20 protein-coding genes are annotated in these 17,253 nt (G+C 74.3%); 5 read left to right on the forward strand and 15 right to left on the reverse strand.

Features of this window, described 5'->3' with window-relative positions; genetic code table 11:
* Nucleotides 1-44: 44 nt before the first annotated feature.
* The 7 genes from O2W17_RS10750 to O2W17_RS10780 form a co-directional block, all read right to left on the reverse strand.
* Nucleotides 45-1,079 (reverse strand): alpha/beta fold hydrolase, encoded by a 1,035-nt coding sequence (locus tag O2W17_RS10750; RefSeq protein WP_269192426.1) that lies wholly within the window; start codon nucleotides 1,077-1,079, stop codon nucleotides 45-47.
* A gap of 14 nt (nucleotides 1,080-1,093) precedes the next feature.
* On the reverse strand, nucleotides 1,094-1,933 hold the full coding sequence (locus tag O2W17_RS10755; protein WP_269192427.1) for an MOSC domain-containing protein: 840 nt from the start codon (nucleotides 1,931-1,933) through the stop codon (nucleotides 1,094-1,096).
* Nucleotides 1,934-2,000: 67 nt separating this feature from the next.
* Nucleotides 2,001-2,273, reverse strand: coding sequence for an FmdB family zinc ribbon protein (locus O2W17_RS10760; protein WP_269192428.1), 273 nt, complete (start codon nucleotides 2,271-2,273; stop codon nucleotides 2,001-2,003).
* A 75-nt stretch (nucleotides 2,274-2,348) separates the two neighbouring features.
* Nucleotides 2,349-3,611: a formamidase gene (fmdA, locus tag O2W17_RS10765; protein WP_269192429.1), complete on the reverse strand. Its 1,263-nt coding sequence runs from the start codon at nucleotides 3,609-3,611 to the stop codon at nucleotides 2,349-2,351.
* 42 nt (nucleotides 3,612-3,653) lie between these two features.
* Complete coding sequence (gene fmdA, locus O2W17_RS10770; protein WP_269192430.1) at nucleotides 3,654-4,907, reverse strand: formamidase; 1,254 nt, start codon at nucleotides 4,905-4,907, stop codon at nucleotides 3,654-3,656.
* A gap of 64 nt (nucleotides 4,908-4,971) precedes the next feature.
* Complete coding sequence (locus O2W17_RS10775) at nucleotides 4,972-5,640, reverse strand: AmiS/UreI family transporter (RefSeq protein WP_269192431.1); 669 nt, start codon at nucleotides 5,638-5,640, stop codon at nucleotides 4,972-4,974.
* A 52-nt stretch (nucleotides 5,641-5,692) separates the two neighbouring features.
* Nucleotides 5,693-5,983 carry an FmdB family zinc ribbon protein gene (locus O2W17_RS10780; protein WP_269192432.1) on the reverse strand — a complete coding sequence of 97 codons (291 nt, stop codon included), beginning with the start codon at nucleotides 5,981-5,983 and terminating at the stop codon, nucleotides 5,693-5,695.
* Nucleotides 5,984-6,290: 307 nt separating this feature from the next.
* Between O2W17_RS10780 and O2W17_RS10785 the strand changes: the two genes are divergently transcribed.
* Both O2W17_RS10785 and O2W17_RS10790 read left to right on the forward strand, forming a co-directional pair.
* Nucleotides 6,291-7,448: an MFS transporter gene (locus O2W17_RS10785; protein WP_269192433.1), complete on the forward strand. Its 1,158-nt coding sequence runs from the start codon at nucleotides 6,291-6,293 to the stop codon at nucleotides 7,446-7,448.
* 92 nt (nucleotides 7,449-7,540) lie between these two features.
* Nucleotides 7,541-8,335, forward strand: a complete 795-nt coding sequence (locus O2W17_RS10790; protein WP_269192434.1) for an alpha/beta fold hydrolase — start codon at nucleotides 7,541-7,543, stop codon at nucleotides 8,333-8,335.
* Here O2W17_RS10790 and O2W17_RS10795 read toward each other — a convergent pair.
* The 5 genes from O2W17_RS10795 to O2W17_RS10815 form a co-directional block, all read right to left on the reverse strand.
* The gene (locus tag O2W17_RS10795; RefSeq protein ID WP_269192435.1) at nucleotides 8,322-9,320 is read right to left on the reverse strand and encodes a DNA polymerase III subunit beta family protein; all 999 of its coding nucleotides are present in this window, start codon (nucleotides 9,318-9,320) and stop codon (nucleotides 8,322-8,324) included. The genes O2W17_RS10790 and O2W17_RS10795 overlap by 14 nt on opposite strands.
* A 60-nt stretch (nucleotides 9,321-9,380) precedes the next feature.
* Nucleotides 9,381-10,445, reverse strand: a complete 1,065-nt coding sequence (locus O2W17_RS10800) for an FUSC family protein (RefSeq protein WP_269192436.1) — start codon at nucleotides 10,443-10,445, stop codon at nucleotides 9,381-9,383.
* 257 nt (nucleotides 10,446-10,702) lie between these two features.
* Nucleotides 10,703-10,921 (reverse strand): hypothetical protein, encoded by a 219-nt coding sequence (locus O2W17_RS10805; RefSeq protein WP_269192437.1) that lies wholly within the window; start codon nucleotides 10,919-10,921, stop codon nucleotides 10,703-10,705.
* Between the two features lie 82 nt (nucleotides 10,922-11,003).
* Nucleotides 11,004-12,713, reverse strand: coding sequence for a glycoside hydrolase family 13 protein (locus O2W17_RS10810; protein ID WP_269192438.1), 1,710 nt, complete (start codon nucleotides 12,711-12,713; stop codon nucleotides 11,004-11,006).
* Nucleotides 12,714-12,750: 37 nt separating this feature from the next.
* On the reverse strand, nucleotides 12,751-13,140 hold the full coding sequence (locus O2W17_RS10815; RefSeq protein ID WP_269192439.1) for a VOC family protein: 390 nt from the start codon (nucleotides 13,138-13,140) through the stop codon (nucleotides 12,751-12,753).
* 124 nt (nucleotides 13,141-13,264) lie between these two features.
* Between O2W17_RS10815 and O2W17_RS10820 the strand changes: the two genes are divergently transcribed.
* From O2W17_RS10820 to O2W17_RS10830, 3 genes are read left to right on the forward strand one after another with little or no spacing between them, the layout of a single operon-like run.
* Nucleotides 13,265-14,626 (forward strand): MFS transporter, encoded by a 1,362-nt coding sequence (locus O2W17_RS10820; RefSeq protein WP_269192440.1) that lies wholly within the window; start codon nucleotides 13,265-13,267, stop codon nucleotides 14,624-14,626.
* Nucleotides 14,614-14,991 (forward strand): FKBP-type peptidyl-prolyl cis-trans isomerase, encoded by a 378-nt coding sequence (locus O2W17_RS10825; RefSeq protein WP_269192441.1) that lies wholly within the window; start codon nucleotides 14,614-14,616, stop codon nucleotides 14,989-14,991. The genes O2W17_RS10820 and O2W17_RS10825 overlap by 13 nt, the downstream gene beginning before the upstream one ends.
* A gap of 39 nt (nucleotides 14,992-15,030) precedes the next feature.
* Nucleotides 15,031-15,723 (forward strand): DsbA family oxidoreductase, encoded by a 693-nt coding sequence (locus tag O2W17_RS10830; RefSeq protein WP_269192442.1) that lies wholly within the window; start codon nucleotides 15,031-15,033, stop codon nucleotides 15,721-15,723.
* Here O2W17_RS10830 and O2W17_RS10835 read toward each other — a convergent pair.
* The 3 genes from O2W17_RS10835 to O2W17_RS10845 form a co-directional block, all read right to left on the reverse strand.
* Nucleotides 15,720-16,682: an NAD(P)H-dependent flavin oxidoreductase gene (locus O2W17_RS10835; RefSeq protein ID WP_269192443.1), complete on the reverse strand. Its 963-nt coding sequence runs from the start codon at nucleotides 16,680-16,682 to the stop codon at nucleotides 15,720-15,722. The two genes, O2W17_RS10830 and O2W17_RS10835, sit on opposite strands and share 4 nt — an antisense overlap.
* A 22-nt stretch (nucleotides 16,683-16,704) precedes the next feature.
* A complete protein-coding gene (locus O2W17_RS10840) occupies nucleotides 16,705-16,947 on the reverse strand; it encodes an acyl carrier protein (RefSeq protein ID WP_269192444.1) in 243 nt (80 codons plus the stop codon).
* A 70-nt stretch (nucleotides 16,948-17,017) separates the two neighbouring features.
* The gene (locus tag O2W17_RS10845) at nucleotides 17,018-17,227 is read right to left on the reverse strand and encodes a hypothetical protein (RefSeq protein ID WP_269192445.1); all 210 of its coding nucleotides are present in this window, start codon (nucleotides 17,225-17,227) and stop codon (nucleotides 17,018-17,020) included.
* Nucleotides 17,228-17,253 lie beyond the last annotated feature (26 nt).

Genomic DNA, 17,253 nt, shown 5'->3' on the forward strand with positions numbered 1-17,253 from the left:
GGGCAACCCCGCACCTTGCCGAGAGAGATCCGAGCCGTCCGGCGTCAGGCCGGGCGGCCCAGCAGCTCCTTGAGCGCCCGGTCGATGAACTCGTTGTCGGCCGGGTTCTGCCCCAGGCCGGCGAAGTGCCCGTAGACGGTCGGGATGACCCGGACCTCACCGTGCTCGATGAACTGCGACGCCCACTCCTCGTCCTCCGGCGGGAAGTAGAGGTCCGTCTTCGCCGGCATGGCCACCAGCGGACAGCGGATCGAGCGCAGCGCCGCCTCGGTGTCGCCGTCGAAGCCCGGGGTCTTCCCGACGTCGCCGTGCTCCCAGGTCCACAGCATCCCCAACAGGTCGTTGGGGTCGCGCTCGTCGAGCCAGAATCCCTCCCAGAAGCCGACCAGGAAGTCCTCGAGGGAGGAGAAGCCGAGGTTGCGGTACTCCCGCTGCCAGTAGAAGGCCTGGGAGAGGCCCCAGCCGGCGTAGATCCGGGCGAAGGCCCGCAGGCCGGCGGTGGGGAGCGCATCCGGCCGGTAGCGTCCGCCCGCGAACGCCGGATCGAGGGTGAGCGCCGCCCGCAGGCTCTTCAGGAAGACCTGGTTGTGCTCGCTGGTGATCGCCGAACCGACGATCGGGGCCGCCCGCTTCACCATCTCCGGGTGGCTGACTGCCCACTGGTAGGTCTGGCCGGCGCCCATGGAGGACCCGACCACCAGCTCCACCGACTCGATGCCCCATTTCTGCGTGAGCAGCCGGTGCTGCACCTCGACCTGGTCGTAGAAGGTCACGTGCGGGAAGTTCGGCCCGTCGTAGGGCGGCGGGGTGTTGCTCGGCGACGTCGACAGGCCGTTGTTCAGCTGATTGGGGACGACGATGAAGTACTCGTCCGGGTCCAGCGCGAGGCCGGGGCCCATCGCCCAGTCGTTCGCGTCGTGCCAGGCGCTGTACCAGGTGGGGTGGACGATCACGTTGGACCTGTCCGCGTTCAGCGTGCCGTAGGTCTTGTAGGCGAGCTGTGCTCCGCGCAGGGTCGCGCCGCCCTGCAGGACGACGTCCCCGAGGTCGAACAGCTCGTGGTCGGTGGGCCGTGGCATCGGTGCTCCTCGGGTCAGGGGGCGGGTCGGGCAGGCCGGACGGCGGTCTCGTCGAGGAGCTCGACCGGGTCGCCGAGGGCGATCTCGCCGGGCTGCTCCACGGTGGCGTACATGCCGAGGATCACCGCGCCGTTGTCCGGCAGGTGCGCCACCGGCGTGCTGAGGTCGGTCGCGAGCTCGCCGCGGTACCGCACGATCGCCTTCAGCGTGCCGAAGTCGACCTTCCCGCTCTCCGGGTTCTCGTTGGTCACGACGCAGCGCGGCACCGGTCCGACCACCTGGACGGTGACCCCGCCGATCCGCACGCGCCGGCCGGCCCAGGTGTCCTCCTCGTGCACGTCGCAGCCGTCCACCTCCACGAGCATCCGGAACCGGCGGTGGTCCAGCCGCTCCCCGTCCGGGGTCACCCGGCGCAGGTGCTCGAGCGTCGCGGTGGAGATCAGCGTGACCGGGTGGACGTCGACGGCGTCACCGGGTCGGTCGACCGCGACCAGGTGCACCTCCTGCCCGACGAAGTCGCTGAGCGCGGCCGACCACGGCCCCTCGACGACGTGCCCGTCGACGTCGCGCCCGTAGAAGTCCGTGCGCACGGCCTCGCCGAGCTCGGTGGTCCGGCCCGCCACGGGCGGACGGTCGGGGAACCGCAGGTCGAGGTGGTCCCCGCGGGGGTCGAACTCGGCGGTGAGCTGCACGAGCGGACCGTGCTGCTTGCCGTTGAACAGCCGCCGCCGGGCGTCGACCAGGTGGAAGCGCCGGTTCTCCGGCACTCCGTTGCCGGTGACCGTCACGGCCTCCGGGTGGTGCAGGGCGGTGCCCTTGACCGGGGTGGTCGAGAGGCGGGAGACGAGCGGCATGGCCCTCCGTCCGGAGCGGTGCGGGTGCTGTGGACCGTAGCCGGGGGCGGCCGGTCCCGCCCTCGGATCAGTGCCGATGGGCCGTGCCGCCGGGCAGGCGACGTCCCGTGGGTGGACCGGTGACCACCGGCTCCCCGCTGCGCGCCCGGTCGACGCGGGCGCGGTCCGCGCGGCCGGCGTCGCGGAGGCCGCCGGACGGGGGGCGCCCGACGCCCACGCGGTAGTGGCGCGACGCCGTCCGGTCGCAGGCCGGGCACGGCGCCGTGGCGGCGGCGTTCCGCATCTCGCGGTGCAGGTCGAACGGGCCGCACTCGGGGCAGCGGAACTCGTACAGCGGCAACGCGGTGCTCCTCTCGGGGATGGGGGAGGGCGGCGGGCGGGGCGGGCCGGGCCCGCCCCGCACCACCTCCGTGGATCAGTCCGCCGTCAGGTCCCGGCCCCCGCCGGCACCGTCGGGCAGGATGTTCCGGTCGAAGATCGACAACGGGATGCTGATCGAGACCGCACTGTTGGGGATGTCCACGACCCCGCCGATCCGGCCGTCGATCGGTGCCGCCCCGAGGAACAGGTAGGCCTGCTCGAAGGTCCAGCCCATGGCCGGCATCAGGTAGTTGATGGCGTTCAGGCAGGCCTGGCGGTAGGCGACGGTCGCGTTCATGTAGTAGTTGCGGCCGTCCTCGACGCTGATCCCCTCGAAGGTGAGGAACTCCGAGTAGTTGGGGCCGACCCGGCCGGGCTTGAAGAACGGCATCGACTGCTTGTAGCGGTCCATCCCGCCCTTGATCAGGTCGAAGTGCAGGTCGATGTAGCCGGGCATCTCGATCGCGCCGCAGAAGGTGATCTCCCCGTCGCCCTGGGCGAAGTGCAGGTCACCGATGGAGAAGTTCGCCCCGGGCACGTAGACCGGCATGTAGACCCGGCTGCCCACGCCGAGGTCCTTGATGTCGACGTTGCCCCCGTGCTCCCTCGGCGGGATGGTGCGACAGGCCTCGGCGGCCGCCCGGTCCAGATCCGCACCGCGCAGCGTCCCCAGCAGCGCGTCCTTGGGCAGCGGGGGCAGGGCCAGCGCCGGGACCTGCGGTGCGCCGGCCACGTCCCCCTGGTGCGCCGGGATGTCGCCGGTGACCCGGTCCGGGTTCTGGTCGATCAGCGCCTGCTCGCGGCGGTTCCACTCCGCCAGCAGGTCCGGCGACGGCGCGCAGCCGAAGAGCCCCGGGTGGGAGTTGCCGATGAAGCGCACCCCGGGGACGTGACGGGAGCTGGTCCAGATCCCGTCGAGGTCCCAGATCGCCTTGGAGGCCCCGGGCGAGTAGTCGGTGAGGAACCCGCCGCCGTTCTCCTTGGCGAAGATCCCGGTGTAGCCCCACTCCTGCTCCTGGAAGGGGCCGATGTCGACGATGTCGACGACCAGCAGGTCGCCGGGTTCCGCCCCCTCGATCCCGAACGGCCCGCTGAGGACGTGGCACGGGTCGATGTTCATGTCGCGGATGTCGTCGGCGTCGTCGGTGTTGCGGACCTGGTCGTCGGTCCAGTCCTTGCACTCGATCCGGTAGGTGCCGCCGGGGGCGACCGTGGTGGCCGGCGGGATGTCGGGGTGCCAGCGGTTGTGGCCGGGCACGGCCTGGTCGCGCATCGGCACGCTCAGGTCCCGGTTGATCTCGAAGATGACGTCGGGCACGGGGGGCTCCTCAGGTCGGGGTGGGCTGTGGGCGGGCGAGGGTCAGAAGCTGGACTTCGGCACGCCCGTGCCGGGGTCGATGCGGGCCGGCCCCGACGCGGAGGGCGCCACGTCGAAGTCGAAGATCCCGGTGGGCAGGTACACCGTCGAGCAGGAGTTCGGGATGTCGACGACACCGGACAGCCGGCCCTCGATCGGTGCCGCGCCGAGGATCATGTAGGCCTGCTCCGGCGTGTAGCCGAACTTCGTCAGGTAGTCGATCGCGTGCAGGCAGGCGCGCTGGTAGGACAGGTGCGAGTCCAGGTAGCGCTGCTCGTCGTCGAGGGTGACCGAGGTGCCGGAGAACGCCAGCCAGCGGTCGTAGCGCGGATCGACGTTGCCCGGCATGAAGATGGCGTTCTCGCCGACGCCGTAGGTCTCCATGCCGCCCTTGATCAGGTCGACGTGCAGGTCGATGAAGCCGCCCATCTCGATGGCGCCGCAGAAGGTGATCTCGCCGTCGCCCTGCGAGAAGTGCAGGTCACCGAGCGACAGCTTCGCGCCGTCGACGAACACCGGGTAGAAGATGCGGCTGCCCTTGGTGAGGTTCTTGATGTCCTGGTTGCCGCCGTTCTCCCGGGGCGGGGCGGTCCGGGCGGCCTCGCCGGCCACCCGGTCGTAGTCGGCACCCTGCAGCGTGCCGAGGATGGCGTCCTGGGGGAGCGGGGGCAGCGCCAGCGGTGGCACGCGGTCGGGATCGGTGTCGATCAGCGCCTGCTCGCGGCGGTTCCAGCGGGCCAGCAGGTCCGCTGACGGTGCGGTGCCCATGAGGCCCGGGTGCACGATGCCGGTGAAGGAGACCCCGGGCACGTGCCGGGAGGTGGCGGTCTGCCCGGCGAAGTCCCAGATCACCTTGTAGGCGTCGGGGAACTGGTCGGTGAGGAACCCGCCGCCGTTCTCCTTCGCGAAGATGCCGGTGTAGCCCCAGCCCTGTCCGGCGAGCGGGCCGGAGTCCTCCTGCGGGATCGGGCCGACGTCGAGGATGTCGACGATCAGCAGGTCCCCCGGCTGTGCGCCCTCGATGGCGAAGGGGCCGCTCAGGCAGTGCACCGTGGACAGCGGGGCGTCCCGGATGTCGTCGGCGGAGTCGTCGTTGTGGATGGCGCCGTCGAACCACTCCCGGCAGTCGACCCGGAAGGTGTCACCGGGGCGGACGGTGACGTTCGCCGGGATGTCCGGGTGCCAGCGGTTGTGACCGGTGTACCGCTGCTCGGTGAACGGCTTGCTGGAGTCGAGGGGAAAGACGCGCTCGGGCATGGACTGGGCTCCTTGGCTCGGATCTGGCTGGAGGGACGGTCGGCCGACGACTCGGGGCAGGGCCTCACCCCCGCCGCTCGGCCGGTGCTTCCGCCGCGGCCGGCACGGGCTGGTCCGCCGCGCCGTCGCCGTGCGGCTGGGGAGTGCGCCGGTCCCGGAACGCGGGGAACAGGGCCAGGGAGAGCAGCAGGACGACGGCGAGCACGATCGCCGCCGTCGTCACGTTCTCCGCCCACACGCCGGTGAGCAGCAGGAAGGCGGGGATGGCGCAGGTGACCACCCCGGCGACGACGGCGACGAGCCCGGTGAACCGGGTGAGCTCCTCCCGGCCCAGCCCGAGCACCAGGAAGAACAGCGCCCACAGCACCGCCCAGTACAGCCAGATGACCCCGAAGGCAGGGTCGTCCAGCCGGCCGAAGTTCAGCCCGGCGTACACCACGGCGCAGGCCGCCACGAACGCGGAGAACCAGCCGAGCCCGGTGCCGTCCAGGCCGCGGGTCAGGTTCAGGCCCACGTACAGGTAGGTGAAGCCGAACAGGTAGAGCCCGGAGGCGCCGAGGACGACGTCCGGGTCGCCCCCCGAGGTGATGATCAGGTAGGTCGGCGTGAAGACCTGGAGCGCGCCGACGAAGAAGTTCAACGGCGCGGCCGCCCGGGCGTCCACCCGGCCCAGCAGCATCAGGCCGTTGACGATCAGGACCGCTCCCACGTACAGCAGACCGACGCTGGCCATCTCGGTCCCTCCCCTCTCGTGCGGTCGATCGGGATCTACGGAGGCCCCGCCCTCAGGGCCGGGGCAGCCGGCTCAGGGCCGGGTTGCGCAGCACGTCGGCCCGCGGGCCTGAACGTGGCCCCGGGGGCGGGGCGGAGACGACGTCGGGTCGGTCGCTGGTGCGCTCGGTGCGTTCGATCAAGGCGCGGCGCACCGGGGAGCCGAACGAGAGCCGGGGGGCGGTGAAGACCCGGGCGGCGGTCGAGCCGCAGGCCGGGCACTCGACGGCGGCCGGGGCGGCGCCCATCGCGCAGCGGGTCTCGGTCGTGCCGTGGTCGGGGCAGCGGTACAGGTAGACGGCCATGTCGGACCTCCGGGTGCACCGGCGGAGGGGCGCTCGGCCCTCCGGACCAGGCGGACGCTCGTCCCGTCCACCGGAGGCGGTCAAGGCACCCGACGCCCCGGTCGGCGATGGGTCGCGGCGGGGGACGGCGCGCCGTGACGTAACGGGTGAGGGCCGTCCGGCATGTCGCGCGCGGATGCCGAACGGGATGCCCGGGGTGTCTCCCCGCGCCGGGTGCGAGGCGCGCTCGACGGGGCTGCTTGACGGGGGGACGGCGGGGCGGGGACGGTGAGCCGGGTCCACCGCTGCCGAGCCCGGAGGGTCCCAGGTGGAGCGGCCCGTCGTGTCCGGCGCGGTGGCGAACCTCGCCGCCGGGACGCTGTTCGGCTGGAGCCTGTTCGCCGAGCAGGCGGCCGCGGACGTCGGCGCACCGGGCTCCGCGGGCGCCGCCGTCTTCGCGGTCTCGATCGCCGTGTTCACGGCCGCGTTGCTGGCCGCGGGCCGGGCGCTGCCTGCCGTCGGGCCACGGCGGCTGCTCGGCGGTGCCGCCGGGCTGGCGGCCGGCGGCCTCGGTGGAGCGGCGGCCGTGCCGCACCCGCTGGCGCTGTGGGGCGGGGTCGGGGTGCTGTTCGGTGCCGCGAGCGGACTCGCCTACGGCGTCGCGGTCGGGCTCGCCGCCCGGTCCACCAGCTCCCGCCGCGGCACGGCGACCGGCCTGGTCGTCGCCGCCTATGCCGCCGGTCCGGTGCTCCTCGGCCTGACTGCTCCGGGTGCGCTCGCCGCTGCCGGCTGGCGAGCCTGCCTCGGCGCGCTGGCCGTGGTGGTCGGCGGCCTGCTGGCGGGGGCGGCGCTGCTCGCCCCCGCCGACCGCCCTGTCCGCCGGGGCACGGCGGCGGCCGGGCCGCTGCCGCGGCGGACCCTCGTGCTGCTCTGGGTGCTCTTCGCCGGTGGCGCCGCTCCCGGGCTCCTGGTGTTCGCCGTGGCTGCCCCGGTGGCCGCCGACCGCGGTCTGACCTCCGGCGCGGCCGGCGCGGCGGTCTCGTTGCTGGCCGCGGGCAACCTGGTCGGGCGGCTGGTGGCCGGCTGGTGGTCCGACCGGATCGGCCGGCCGGCAGCGTTGGCGACGGCGCTGGGCGTCGCCGCCGTCTCCGCGGTGGGTCTCGGCGGACCGACGGTTCCCTGGCTCGTCCTCGGCGCCTTCGCCGGCACGGGGCTGGCCTACGGCGCGGTGTCCGCGCTGGTCCCGGCCGTCACGGCGGACCAGGTCGGGGTGCGCGCCTTCCCCCGGGCCTACGGCCGGGTCTTCACCGGCTGGGGCTGCGCGGGACTCGTGGCGCCGCTCGCCGGGGGAGTGCTCACCGGCGCCGGCGCCCAGCGACCGGCCCTGGCGTTGGTCGCCCTGGGGTCGCTGCTCCCGGCGGTGGCAGCCCTGGCCCTGCTGGACGTGCCGGGCCGCCGGCGTGCGGGTGGCTCGGTCCCCACGTGAGCGCCGCACGTCGGACCGGTCCGTCACGGGAGTGCGGCAGCCCCGCGGCGATCACGGGGACTCCCGGCCGCCGGAGCGGGTAGGGCCAGCGGATGCAGCTCGCCGCGCACCGCACCGGATCCGGTCCCCCGCTCGTGCTCGTGCACGGTCTGGGCGGGTCGTGGCGCACCTGGCAGCCGGTGCTCCCCGGGCTGAGCGCGCACCGCAGCGTCGTCGCCGTCGACCTCCCGGGGTTCGCTGGGGACACCCCGCCGCTGCCCGATCCGTCCCTCGCCGCGCTCACCGATGCCCTGCAGGACTGGCTGCGCGCCGAGGGGCTGGCCGACGCCCCGCTGGTCGGCAGCTCGCTCGGCGCCCGGATGGTGCTGGAGCTCGGCCGCCGGGGGATCGGTGCGGACAACGTCGCCCTCGACCCGGGCGGGTTCTGGACCGACCGGGAGGCGGCGGTCTTCCGCGCCAGCATCGCGGCGTCGGTCGGGCTGCTCCGCCGGATCCGCCCGGCCCTGCCCGCCCTGCTGGGCAACCCGGCCGGCCGGACCGCCCTGCTGGCGCAGTTCTCCGCCCGCCCCTGGGCCCTGGACGCCGACGTCGTCCGCACCGAGCTCGAGGGCTACGTCGACTCGCCGTCCTTCAGCGCGGTGCTCGACGACCTGGCCCGCGGGCCGAAGCAGCAGGGGGCGCCGGCCGGCACGCTGCCCGGGCGCCTGACCATCGGCTGGGGTCGCCGCGACCGGGTGACCCTCGCCCGCCAGGCGGCCCGGGCGGTCGCGGCGTTTGCCGACGCCGAGCTGCACTGGTTCGCGCGCTCGGGCCACTTCCCGCTGTGGGACCAGCCGGAGGAGACCGTCCGGCTGGTCCTGGACCGCACCGCCGTCAGTCGAGCCTGATCGGCATCAGCATGCTGAGGTCGCCGTCCCGGCCGGCCCCGCGGAGGACCAGCGGGGCGATCGGGCCGTCCAGGTCGAGCACCAGCTGGCCGGCGTCCTCGGCGTCGAGCGCCTCCAGCAGGTAGTCGCGGTTCACGCCGACCTCCACGGCGCCGAAGGTGAGCACCATGGCGGTCTCCTCGACGCCGTCCTCGGGGCGGCGGACCGTCCGGGTGGGGGCGGCGGCCAGCTCGTCGCGGAAGCGGGCGACGTCGATCTCCACCTGGGCGCTGCCCGAACCGCGCAGGAGGCGCCGGTAGTCGGGGAAGTCGGCGTCGACGCGTCGTCCGCGCAGCGTCCGCCCCGGCAGCTCGACCGCGACGTCGCCGCCCGCCACCCGCATCGCCGCGGGGCCGGTCGCCGTCGTCCCGAGCAGCTCGTCGACCAGGTCGATCGGCAGGATGGCGCTGACCGGCGGGCCGTCGACGTCGGCGGCCAGCGTGCGCACCGCCAGGCGGTACCGGTCGCTGGCCACGAGGCGGACGGCGTCGTCGGCGACGTCGAGCAGCACGCCGGTGAGCATGGGGAGCGCGGCGTCGGGGCCGACGGCGAAGCGGACCGCGCGGGCGGCGTCGAGCAGGGCGGCGGTGGTGGTGCGGATGCTGGTCACGGAGCTCTCCGGAGCGAGTAGGGAACGGGCGGCGGAGAGCTCACGGCGGGCGTCGGCCAGACCGTCCTCGAGGCGCGTCAGGTGCGCCTGGAGCAGGGCGTCGACGACGGCGGCGTCGTCCCGGTGCTCGACGACCCGGCTGATCTCGGCGAGCGGCATGCCCACCCGGCGCAGCCGCGCCACGAGCCGGGCGACGAGGACCTGCTCGTCGCTGTACCAGCGGTAGTTGCTCTGCGGGTCCACGCGGGCCGGCACGAGCACCCCGGCGCCGTCGTAGAACCGCAGGGCGCTCACCGTCAGGCCTGATTCCCGGGCCAGCCGGCCGATCCCGCGCATGTGTCCCTCCACGCCGGTCACCGTCCGGCCTCGACCCGGTCGAGGGTCAAGCCCCCGCCCTCAGTCGCTCTGCTCGTCGGCGGGCTCCGGAGGGCGCACCGCGGCCAGCGAGCGGCGGACGTTCTCGACGATGTTCCCCGCCTCGAACAGGTCGTCGTCGGTGGTGGCCCGGGCGCGACGCAGCTCGGTGGTGAACTCCTCCAGCGCGGCGTAGGCCTCGCGCGTGGCCCCGGGATCGGCCGTCGCGCCGTCGACCGAGCGGAGCACCTCCGCCAGGGCGGCCAGGGCCCGGGACGCCGGAGGACGCAGCTGCGGCCCCAGCGGTACGTGCTCCCGGTCGGCCACCTCCGTCTCGGCGATCAGCATGGTGAGGTCCTCCACGAGGAGGGTCAGGCTCTCCAGCGCCCGGGCCTGCCGGTACTGCCGATCGGCCACCGTCCGGTACCGGGCGGCGCGGCGGTTGCCCCGGCGGGCCTCGTCGGTCTGCCGGACGGCGTCGCGCATCTGGGCCAGCAGCGGGTCGAGCGTGCGGATCCGGCCGCCCCACTCGTCCTGCGTCGGCGGGTGCTCCTGCCGCAGCCCGTCCACCAGGTCGTCCAGCTGACCGGCGAGCGCCTCGCGCAGGGTGCCGAGGGTCTGCTGCGCCGGGGCCAGGGGGAGCGGCGGGAAGGCCGCGGCCACGGCGACGCCGACGAGCGCCCCCATGAAGGACAGCCCGAGGTAGCCGAGGACGTACGCCGTGGTGTTCTCGCTGCCGAAGAGCAGCACGAACAACGCCGACGTGGGCAGCCAGCTGCCGGAGCTGCCCAGCCGCTCCCAGCCGGCGAGCACCACGCTGACGGCGATGACCACCGCGAGGGTGAGCAGCTGCTGGTCGAACAGGGCGTCGCCCCCCAGCGCGACCCCGGCGCCCAGCGCGATGGCGGCGACCGTCTGCACCGACGAGCGCACCGAGCCGGCCAGCGTGGAGGCGGTGGTGGCGATGACCGCGCCGAGCGGGGCGTAGTACGGGTAGTCGGAGAGCGGGCCGGGGACCAGGTGGGCCAGCCACCAGGCGATCGTCGCGGCGACGGCGGCCCGCAGGGCGAGGCCGAACCGGGGGTGCCGCGCCCAGGTGCGCCGCACCGCTCCCGGCCAGCGGGAACGGCGGTCCGGCTGGGGAGAGGTGCGGGTGTTCCCGTGCTGCATCGTCGTCCGTTCCGTTCCCCGTGGCCTGCCCGCCCCGGCATTGCACCACGGTCGGTCCGGGGCCGGCACGTCCGCGTCGGCGCGGGCGCTGTGCCCCGGCTCGTCCCGGTCGGGCACGGGAACGACCGCCGACCCGGCGACGGGGGATCAGGACGGCGGGAGATGCGCCGCCGAGACCGGGGCATCCGTCGTCGTCACCGGCCGGCCTCGGTCACGCGGAGGAAGTCGACGACGCCGAAGAGTCGGTGCATCCGCTGCTCACGGGGTGGGAGGAACCGGTCCGCCTCGGCCGTCGGCACCAGTCGCGGCCGCTGCACCGGCACCGACCGGCCCTCGTGCTCGACGATGGCGCGGCCGGCCGCCAGCACGTTGCGCACCCAGTCGGCCTCCGGGCCGTACGGCAGGGCGAACACGAAGCCGTTGTCCCGCAGGAGGACGTTCGCCGGCCCCGGACGTCCTCCTACGGGTCAACGCCCGCGGACCGGACCCTCATGGTCACGGCAGGCGCAGGACGCGGGCCTCCCAGGGGCGCAGCTCGGCGGGGTCGTCGTCGGGCAGGTTGCCGAGCACCAGTTCGGCGGCCGGCGCCTCGGGCAGCAGCTCGGCCAGCCGGTACGGCGTCCGCGACAGGTTGCAGACGACGAGCAGCTCCACGCCGCCGAGCGAGCGGGTGAACGCGTACACCTCGTCGTGGTCGGGCAGCAGCATGGTGAAGTCGCCCAGCGCCACGACGTCGTCGGTGTGCCGCAGCGCGATCAGCCGCCGGTGGTGGGCGAAGACCGAGTTCTCGTCGTCCCGCTGCGCGGCCGCGTTCCACTCCACGTGGTCGGGGTTGACCGCCAGCCACGGGGTCCCGGTGGTGAACCCGGCGTGCGGCGAGGCGTCCCACTGCACCGGCGTGCGGGCGTTGTCGCGGCTCATGTACCGGAGGGCGTCCAGCACCTCCGCCGGGTCGTGGCCGGCCGACACCGCGTGCACGTGGTGGTTGAGCGACTCGACGTCGGCGAACTCCTCCAGCCCGCGGAACGGGTAGTTCGCCATCCCGAGCTCCTCGCCCTGGTAGACGTACGGCGTCCCCCGGTGCAGGTGCAGCAGCGTGGCCAGGCAGGTCGCGGAGTCCCGCCGGAACCCGGGCGAGTCGTCGCCGAATCGGGAGACGGCGCGTGGCTGGTCGTGGTTGTCCCAGTAGAGGGAGTTCCAGCCGACGTCGGCCAGCCCGGCCTGCCAGCGGCCGAACGAGGCCTTGAGGTCGCGCAGCCGCAGCGGGTGGATGTCCCACTTCGAGGTGCCGTGGTCCAGGCCCACGTGCTCGAACTGGAAGACCATGTCCACCTCGCCGCGGGACGGGTCGGTGAACAGCCGGGCCTGCTCGACGGTGACGCCGGGCATCTCGCCGACGGTGAGCAGCGCGTCCGACCGCCCGGCGAAGACCTCGCGGTGCATCTCCTGCAGGAACTCGTGGATCCGCGGCCCGCACAGGTAGGACGCCGAGCCGTCACCCAGCGCAGCGCCCGGCAGCGGTGGGCCGTCGTGCAGGTGCCCGTCCGGGCCGACGTCCTTGCTGATCATGTTGATGACGTCCATGCGGAAGCCGTCGACCCCGCGGTCGAGCCACCACCGCATCATCTCGTGCACCGCCTGCCGGACCTCGGGGTTCTCCCAGTTGAGGTCGGGCTGCCGGCGGTCGAACAGGTGCAGGTAGTACTCGCCGGACGCCTCGTCGAGCTCCCAGGTCGGGCCGGAGAAGAACGACTGCCAGTTGGTCGGCTCCGCGCCGGGGTCGCCGGGCGCCATGCCCTCCCGCGGCGGCCGCCACCAGTACCAGTCGCGCTTGGGCGAGTCCGTCGACGAGCGGGATTCCAGGAACCACGGGTGCTGGTCGCTGGTGTGGTTGACCACCAGGTCCATGACCAGCTTCATCCCGCGCGCGTGCAGCGCGGTGATCAGCTCGTCGAGCTGCTGGAGCGAGCCGAACAGCGGGTCGATGTCCTGGTAGTCGCTGATGTCGTAGCCGTTGTCGGCCTGCGGGGAGGGGTAGACCGGCGAGAGCCACAGGACGTCGACGCCGAGGTCGGACAGGTGGTCCAGGTGCAGCAGCACGCCGCCGAGGTCCCCGATGCCGTCGCCGTCGGAGTCCATGAACGAGCGCGGGTAGACCTGGTAGACGACGGCACGGGTCCACCACGCGGGCTGGTCAGCGGCCATGGGTCCAGCCCAGCACGCCCGGCAGCACCCCGCACGGTCAGGACGACGGGAACCCGTGGTGCACGGCCTCGACGTTGTTGCCATCGGGGTCGCGGAGGAAGACGCCGTAGTAGCCGGGGTGGTACTCGGGCCACTCGCGCGGTTCGTGCAGGATCTCCGCGCCCGCCTCCCGGGCGGCGGCGAACACCTGGTCGACCGCCTCGCGGGACGGCGCCGCCAGCGCCAGGTGCACCGGGCGGTTCCCGGGCCCCTCCAGCGGCGACGTCCACAGCTGTGGCTGCCCGTCCGGCCCGGCCAGCCCGATCACCGGTCCGTGCGGCGTCTCGTACCGCATCAGCTCGCGCACGCCGCACGGCGCGAAGACCTGCTCGTAGAAGGCCGCGGCCGCCGCGGCGTCGGCGCACTGCAGACCCAGGTGGTCGATCATGGCGCGGACCGTAGCGGCGGGGGACGACATCCCGGGCCGTCGCCGTTGCGCCCTCCGGCAAATCGCGTGCGTCCTGTCGTACCCGTGCCACACGATGGCGCCAGCCACCCCGGGGAGACCTGCCATGACCGCACTGCCGCGCGCCCTCGCGCCGCTGAGGCATGAGCACTACCGCCGGCTGGCCGGGGCGCTGGCGCTCTCCCTGCTGAGCTCAGGGCTGTGGACCGTGGCGCTCGTCTGGCAGATCGTCGCGCTCGGCGGTGGGCCGGCAGCCCTGTCCCTGGTCACCGCGCTGTCGGCCGCCGGCATGCTGGCGAGCACCCTGGTGGGTGGCGCCCTCGCCGACCGGCTGCCGCAGCGCGACATCCTGCTGGCGGTCGCGCTGGTGCTGGCCGTGCCCACGGCCGCCCTCGCCGTCCTCTCCGCCACCGGCCTGCTGGCGCTGTGGCACCTGGCCGTCGTCTCCCTGGTCGGCGGCCTCGCGATGGGCACCTACTACCCCGCCTACTCGGCGCTGGTCCCCGTCCTGGTGCCGGAGGGCGAGCTGCTGGCGGCCAACGGGCTGGAAGGCGTCGTCCGCCCGGTGCTCGCCCATGCGGCGGGTCCGGCGGCCGCCGGGCTGCTGATCGCGGCGTACTCGCCGGCCGCGGCGCTGGGGGCGGCCGCGCTGGCCTCGTTCTCGGCCGCGGCGTTCCTGCGCGGCCTGCCCGCGCGCGCCGCCGGGCTGATTCCCGGCGCCGGGGGCGGGGCGGCGGTCACCGGGCTGCTCGGCGACGTCCGCGAGGGCTTCCGGTACATGGTGCGGACGCCGTGGCTGCTCGCCACCCTGCTGTTCGCGTCGCTGATGCTGTTGGTCTTCATCGGCCCCTTCGAGGTGCTGGTGCCCTTCGCGGTGCAGGCCGCCGGTGGCGGGCCGGCCCAGCACGCCGCGGTGCTCGCGGCTTTCGGCATCGGCGGGGCGGTCGGCTCCCTCGTGGTCGCGTCGCTGCGCCTGCCGCGGCGGTACCTGACGGTGATGAACCTGCTCTGGGGCCTGGGCTGCCTGCCGCTGCTGGCGTTCGGGTTCACCACCGACCTGTGGCTGATGCTCGCCGCCGGCGCGGTCATGGGCGCGACGTTCCAGTCCGGCATGGTCATCTGGGGCACGCTGCTGCAGCGCCGTGTCCCCGCGGCGCTGCTGGGCCGGGTCTCCAGCCTCGACTTCTTCGTCTCGCTGTCCTTCATGCCCCTGTCCATGGCGCTCGCCGGGCCGGTGAGCGAGCTGATCGGCCTGCGCTGGACGTTCGTCGTCGGCGGGACGGTCCCGGTGCTGCTGGCCGTCGTCGCGATCGTCGCCGCCCGCATGCCGGCCGACGAGCTGGCCCACCCGCTCGACGTCGGCCGACCCGACCCCGGCCCCGAGCCGGTCCCCGCCGGCGCTGCTTGGATGGAGGACGACGGCGCCGGGAGAGCCCCGGTGCGGGAGGGAGAACCGTGGCGGAACTGAGCCGACCCGAGGTCGAGCCGCCCAGCGGGCCGGCGCCCGACGACCTGGTGATCGAGGACCTGGTCGTCGGCGAGGGCCAGGAGGCCAAGGCCGGCGACCTGGTGAGCGCCCACTACGTCGGGGTCACCCACGAGGGCGGCGAGCAGTTCGACGCCTCGTGGGACCGCGGCGACCCGCTCGAGTTCCGGGTGGGTGTGGGCATGGTCATCCAGGGCTGGGACGAGGGCATCGTCGGCATGAAGGTCGGTGGGCGCCGCCGGCTGACCATCCCGGCGCACAAGGCATACGGCGACCGGGGTGCCGGTGGTGTCATCAAGCCGGGCGCGACGCTGGTCTTCGTCGTCGACCTCGTCGGCGTGCGCTGACCCGGAATCGTCGGACGGGCGGACGACGTTGGGCCGGGCATGCAGGTAGAGGTCTGGTCCGACGTCGTCTGTCCGTGGTGCTACATCGGCAAGCGCCGCCTGGAGGCCGCGCTCGAGGAGTTCCCGCACCGCGACCAGGTGGAGGTCGTCTGGCGCTCGTTCCAGCTCGACCCGTCGGTCCCCGAGGGCGAGACGCACCCGACGCTGCCCGCGCTGGCGCGCAAGTACGGCACCAGCGTCGAGCAGATGCAGGCGAACATGGCCCACGTCGAGCAGGTGGCCGCCGGCGAGGGCCTCGAGTACCACCTGGCCGACGCCGTCAGCGGCAACACGCTCCTGGCGCACGAGCTGCTGCACCTGGCCGCCGAGCACGGCAAGCGCAACGAGCTCAAGGAGCGGCTGCTGCACGCCTACTTCGAGGAGGGGCGGCCGGTCTTCGACGTCGACTCGCTGGTGCCCCACGCCGTCGAGGTGGGCCTGGACGAGGCCGAGGTCCGCGAGGCGCTGACCGACCGGCGGTACCTCGCCGCGGTCCGCCAGGAGGGTGCGACCGCGCAGGCGCTCGGCGCCACCGGCGTCCCGTTCTTCGTGGTCGACCGGAAGTACGGCGCCGCCGGTGCCCAGCCGGCCGAGCTGCTGCGGCAGCTGCTGGAGCGGGCCTGGGCCGACGCGAACCCGCTGATCACCGTCCCCGCCGCCGACGGCTGCGACGGCGACAACTGCGCCGTCTAGCCCAGCAGGCCGGCCGCCCGACGGAGGGCCTGTTCGGCGCCCGCGGTCAGGTCCCGCACGACGTCGGTGGCCGAGCGTTCCTCGGTGACCAGCCCGACGGACTCGCCGGCGTAGAGCGGGGCGTTCTCGACGTCGTCGGTCCGCCGGGCGTCGACCACGCGCTGGGCGGCCGCGTCGTCCCGGGCCAGCTCGTCCTCCCGGCCGTGCCAGGCCCGGGTGAAGTCGTTGACCAGGGCGCGGCCGGGCCAGCGCTCCGGCCAGGCCAGCCGCTGCGCGACGTCGAACGCCCGTGTCAGCACGGTGTCCTCACCGGCGGTGGCGCGCACCCGCGCGCGGGCGGCGGGGGAGTTCAGCGCCTCGGGGCAGGACAGCAGCGGCGTGCCGATCCACACGCCGGCCGCCCCGGCCGCCAGCGCGGCGGCCACGCCGCCGCCGGTGGCGATGCCCCCGGCCGCCACGACCGGCCGGTCGGTGAGCGCGAGCACCTCCTGGAGCAGCGGCAGGGTGGCCCGCTGCCCGGTGTGCCCGCCGGCCTCGCTGCCCTGGGCCACCACGACGTCCACGCCGGCGGCGACCGCGCGGTGCACGTCGGCGACGGTGTTGACCTGGGCGGCCACGGTGATCCCCGCCTCGTGGAGGACGGGGACGAAGGGCGCCGGGTCGCCGAAGGAGACCGACACCAGGGCCGGCCGGGTGGCGATGGCCGCCTCGAGCAGCTCGGGGCGGTCGGGGAGCGCCCAGGCCATGAGGCCGACGCCGAAGGGCAGGTGCTGCTCCGTCGGGACGGCGCACTGCTCGGCGAGGAACGCCGGCGTGGTCGGACCACCCACGCCGATCATCCCGAGCCCACCGGCCCGGGAGACGGCCGCGGCGAGCTCCCCGCCGGCCACGCCGGCCATCGGCGCACCGATGACCGGCGCGGCGAGGTCCAGCAGGCGGGTGAGCGCAGTCGTGATCACCCGCCCATCCTGGCCTGCCGTCCTACGTGGTGGCGGGGCCGCCGTGCTCGGTGCCCTGGAGCGTGCCGAGCAGTTCGTGGCAGCGCTTCGCCCGCGCGGAGTCCTGCTCCATCACCTCGCGGAAGAAGCTCGCCACGTCGTCCAGGCCCGCGTTCTCGGCGTCCCGGACGTACTGGCCGTAGTCGTGCCCGGCCTTGAGCGAGTGGTACTGCACGGAGATCAGGTCGTAGAAGACGTCCTCGAAGCCGGTTTCGCCCGTGGCCATCGATCCTCCTCGATCAGGTGCGGTAGGGACCTCGCCGACCTACCCGCGACGGACCGATCCGTCACATGGATCAGGTGGCCGGGGCGGCGCCGCCGGTGATGTCGCCCCCACCGGCCTCGTCCTCGAGGTCCGCGCTGGTGGCGAGCTCGTCCTCGCCGGCGGCCGCGGGGTCGTCGGCGGCGGAGGCGAGGTCCTCGCCCTCGCCCAGCGCGCCGGGGTCCGCCTGCAGGGTTCGCGGGTCGTTGAGCGGGTCGGGCACGTCCGGATCGGTGACGGTCATGGGCCCCTCGTATCCGTCACCACCGC

Origin of the sequence: Blastococcus sp. VKM Ac-2987 (assembly GCF_026967805.1) — a bacterium.
Classification (GTDB): domain Bacteria; phylum Actinomycetota; class Actinomycetes; order Mycobacteriales; family Geodermatophilaceae; genus Blastococcus.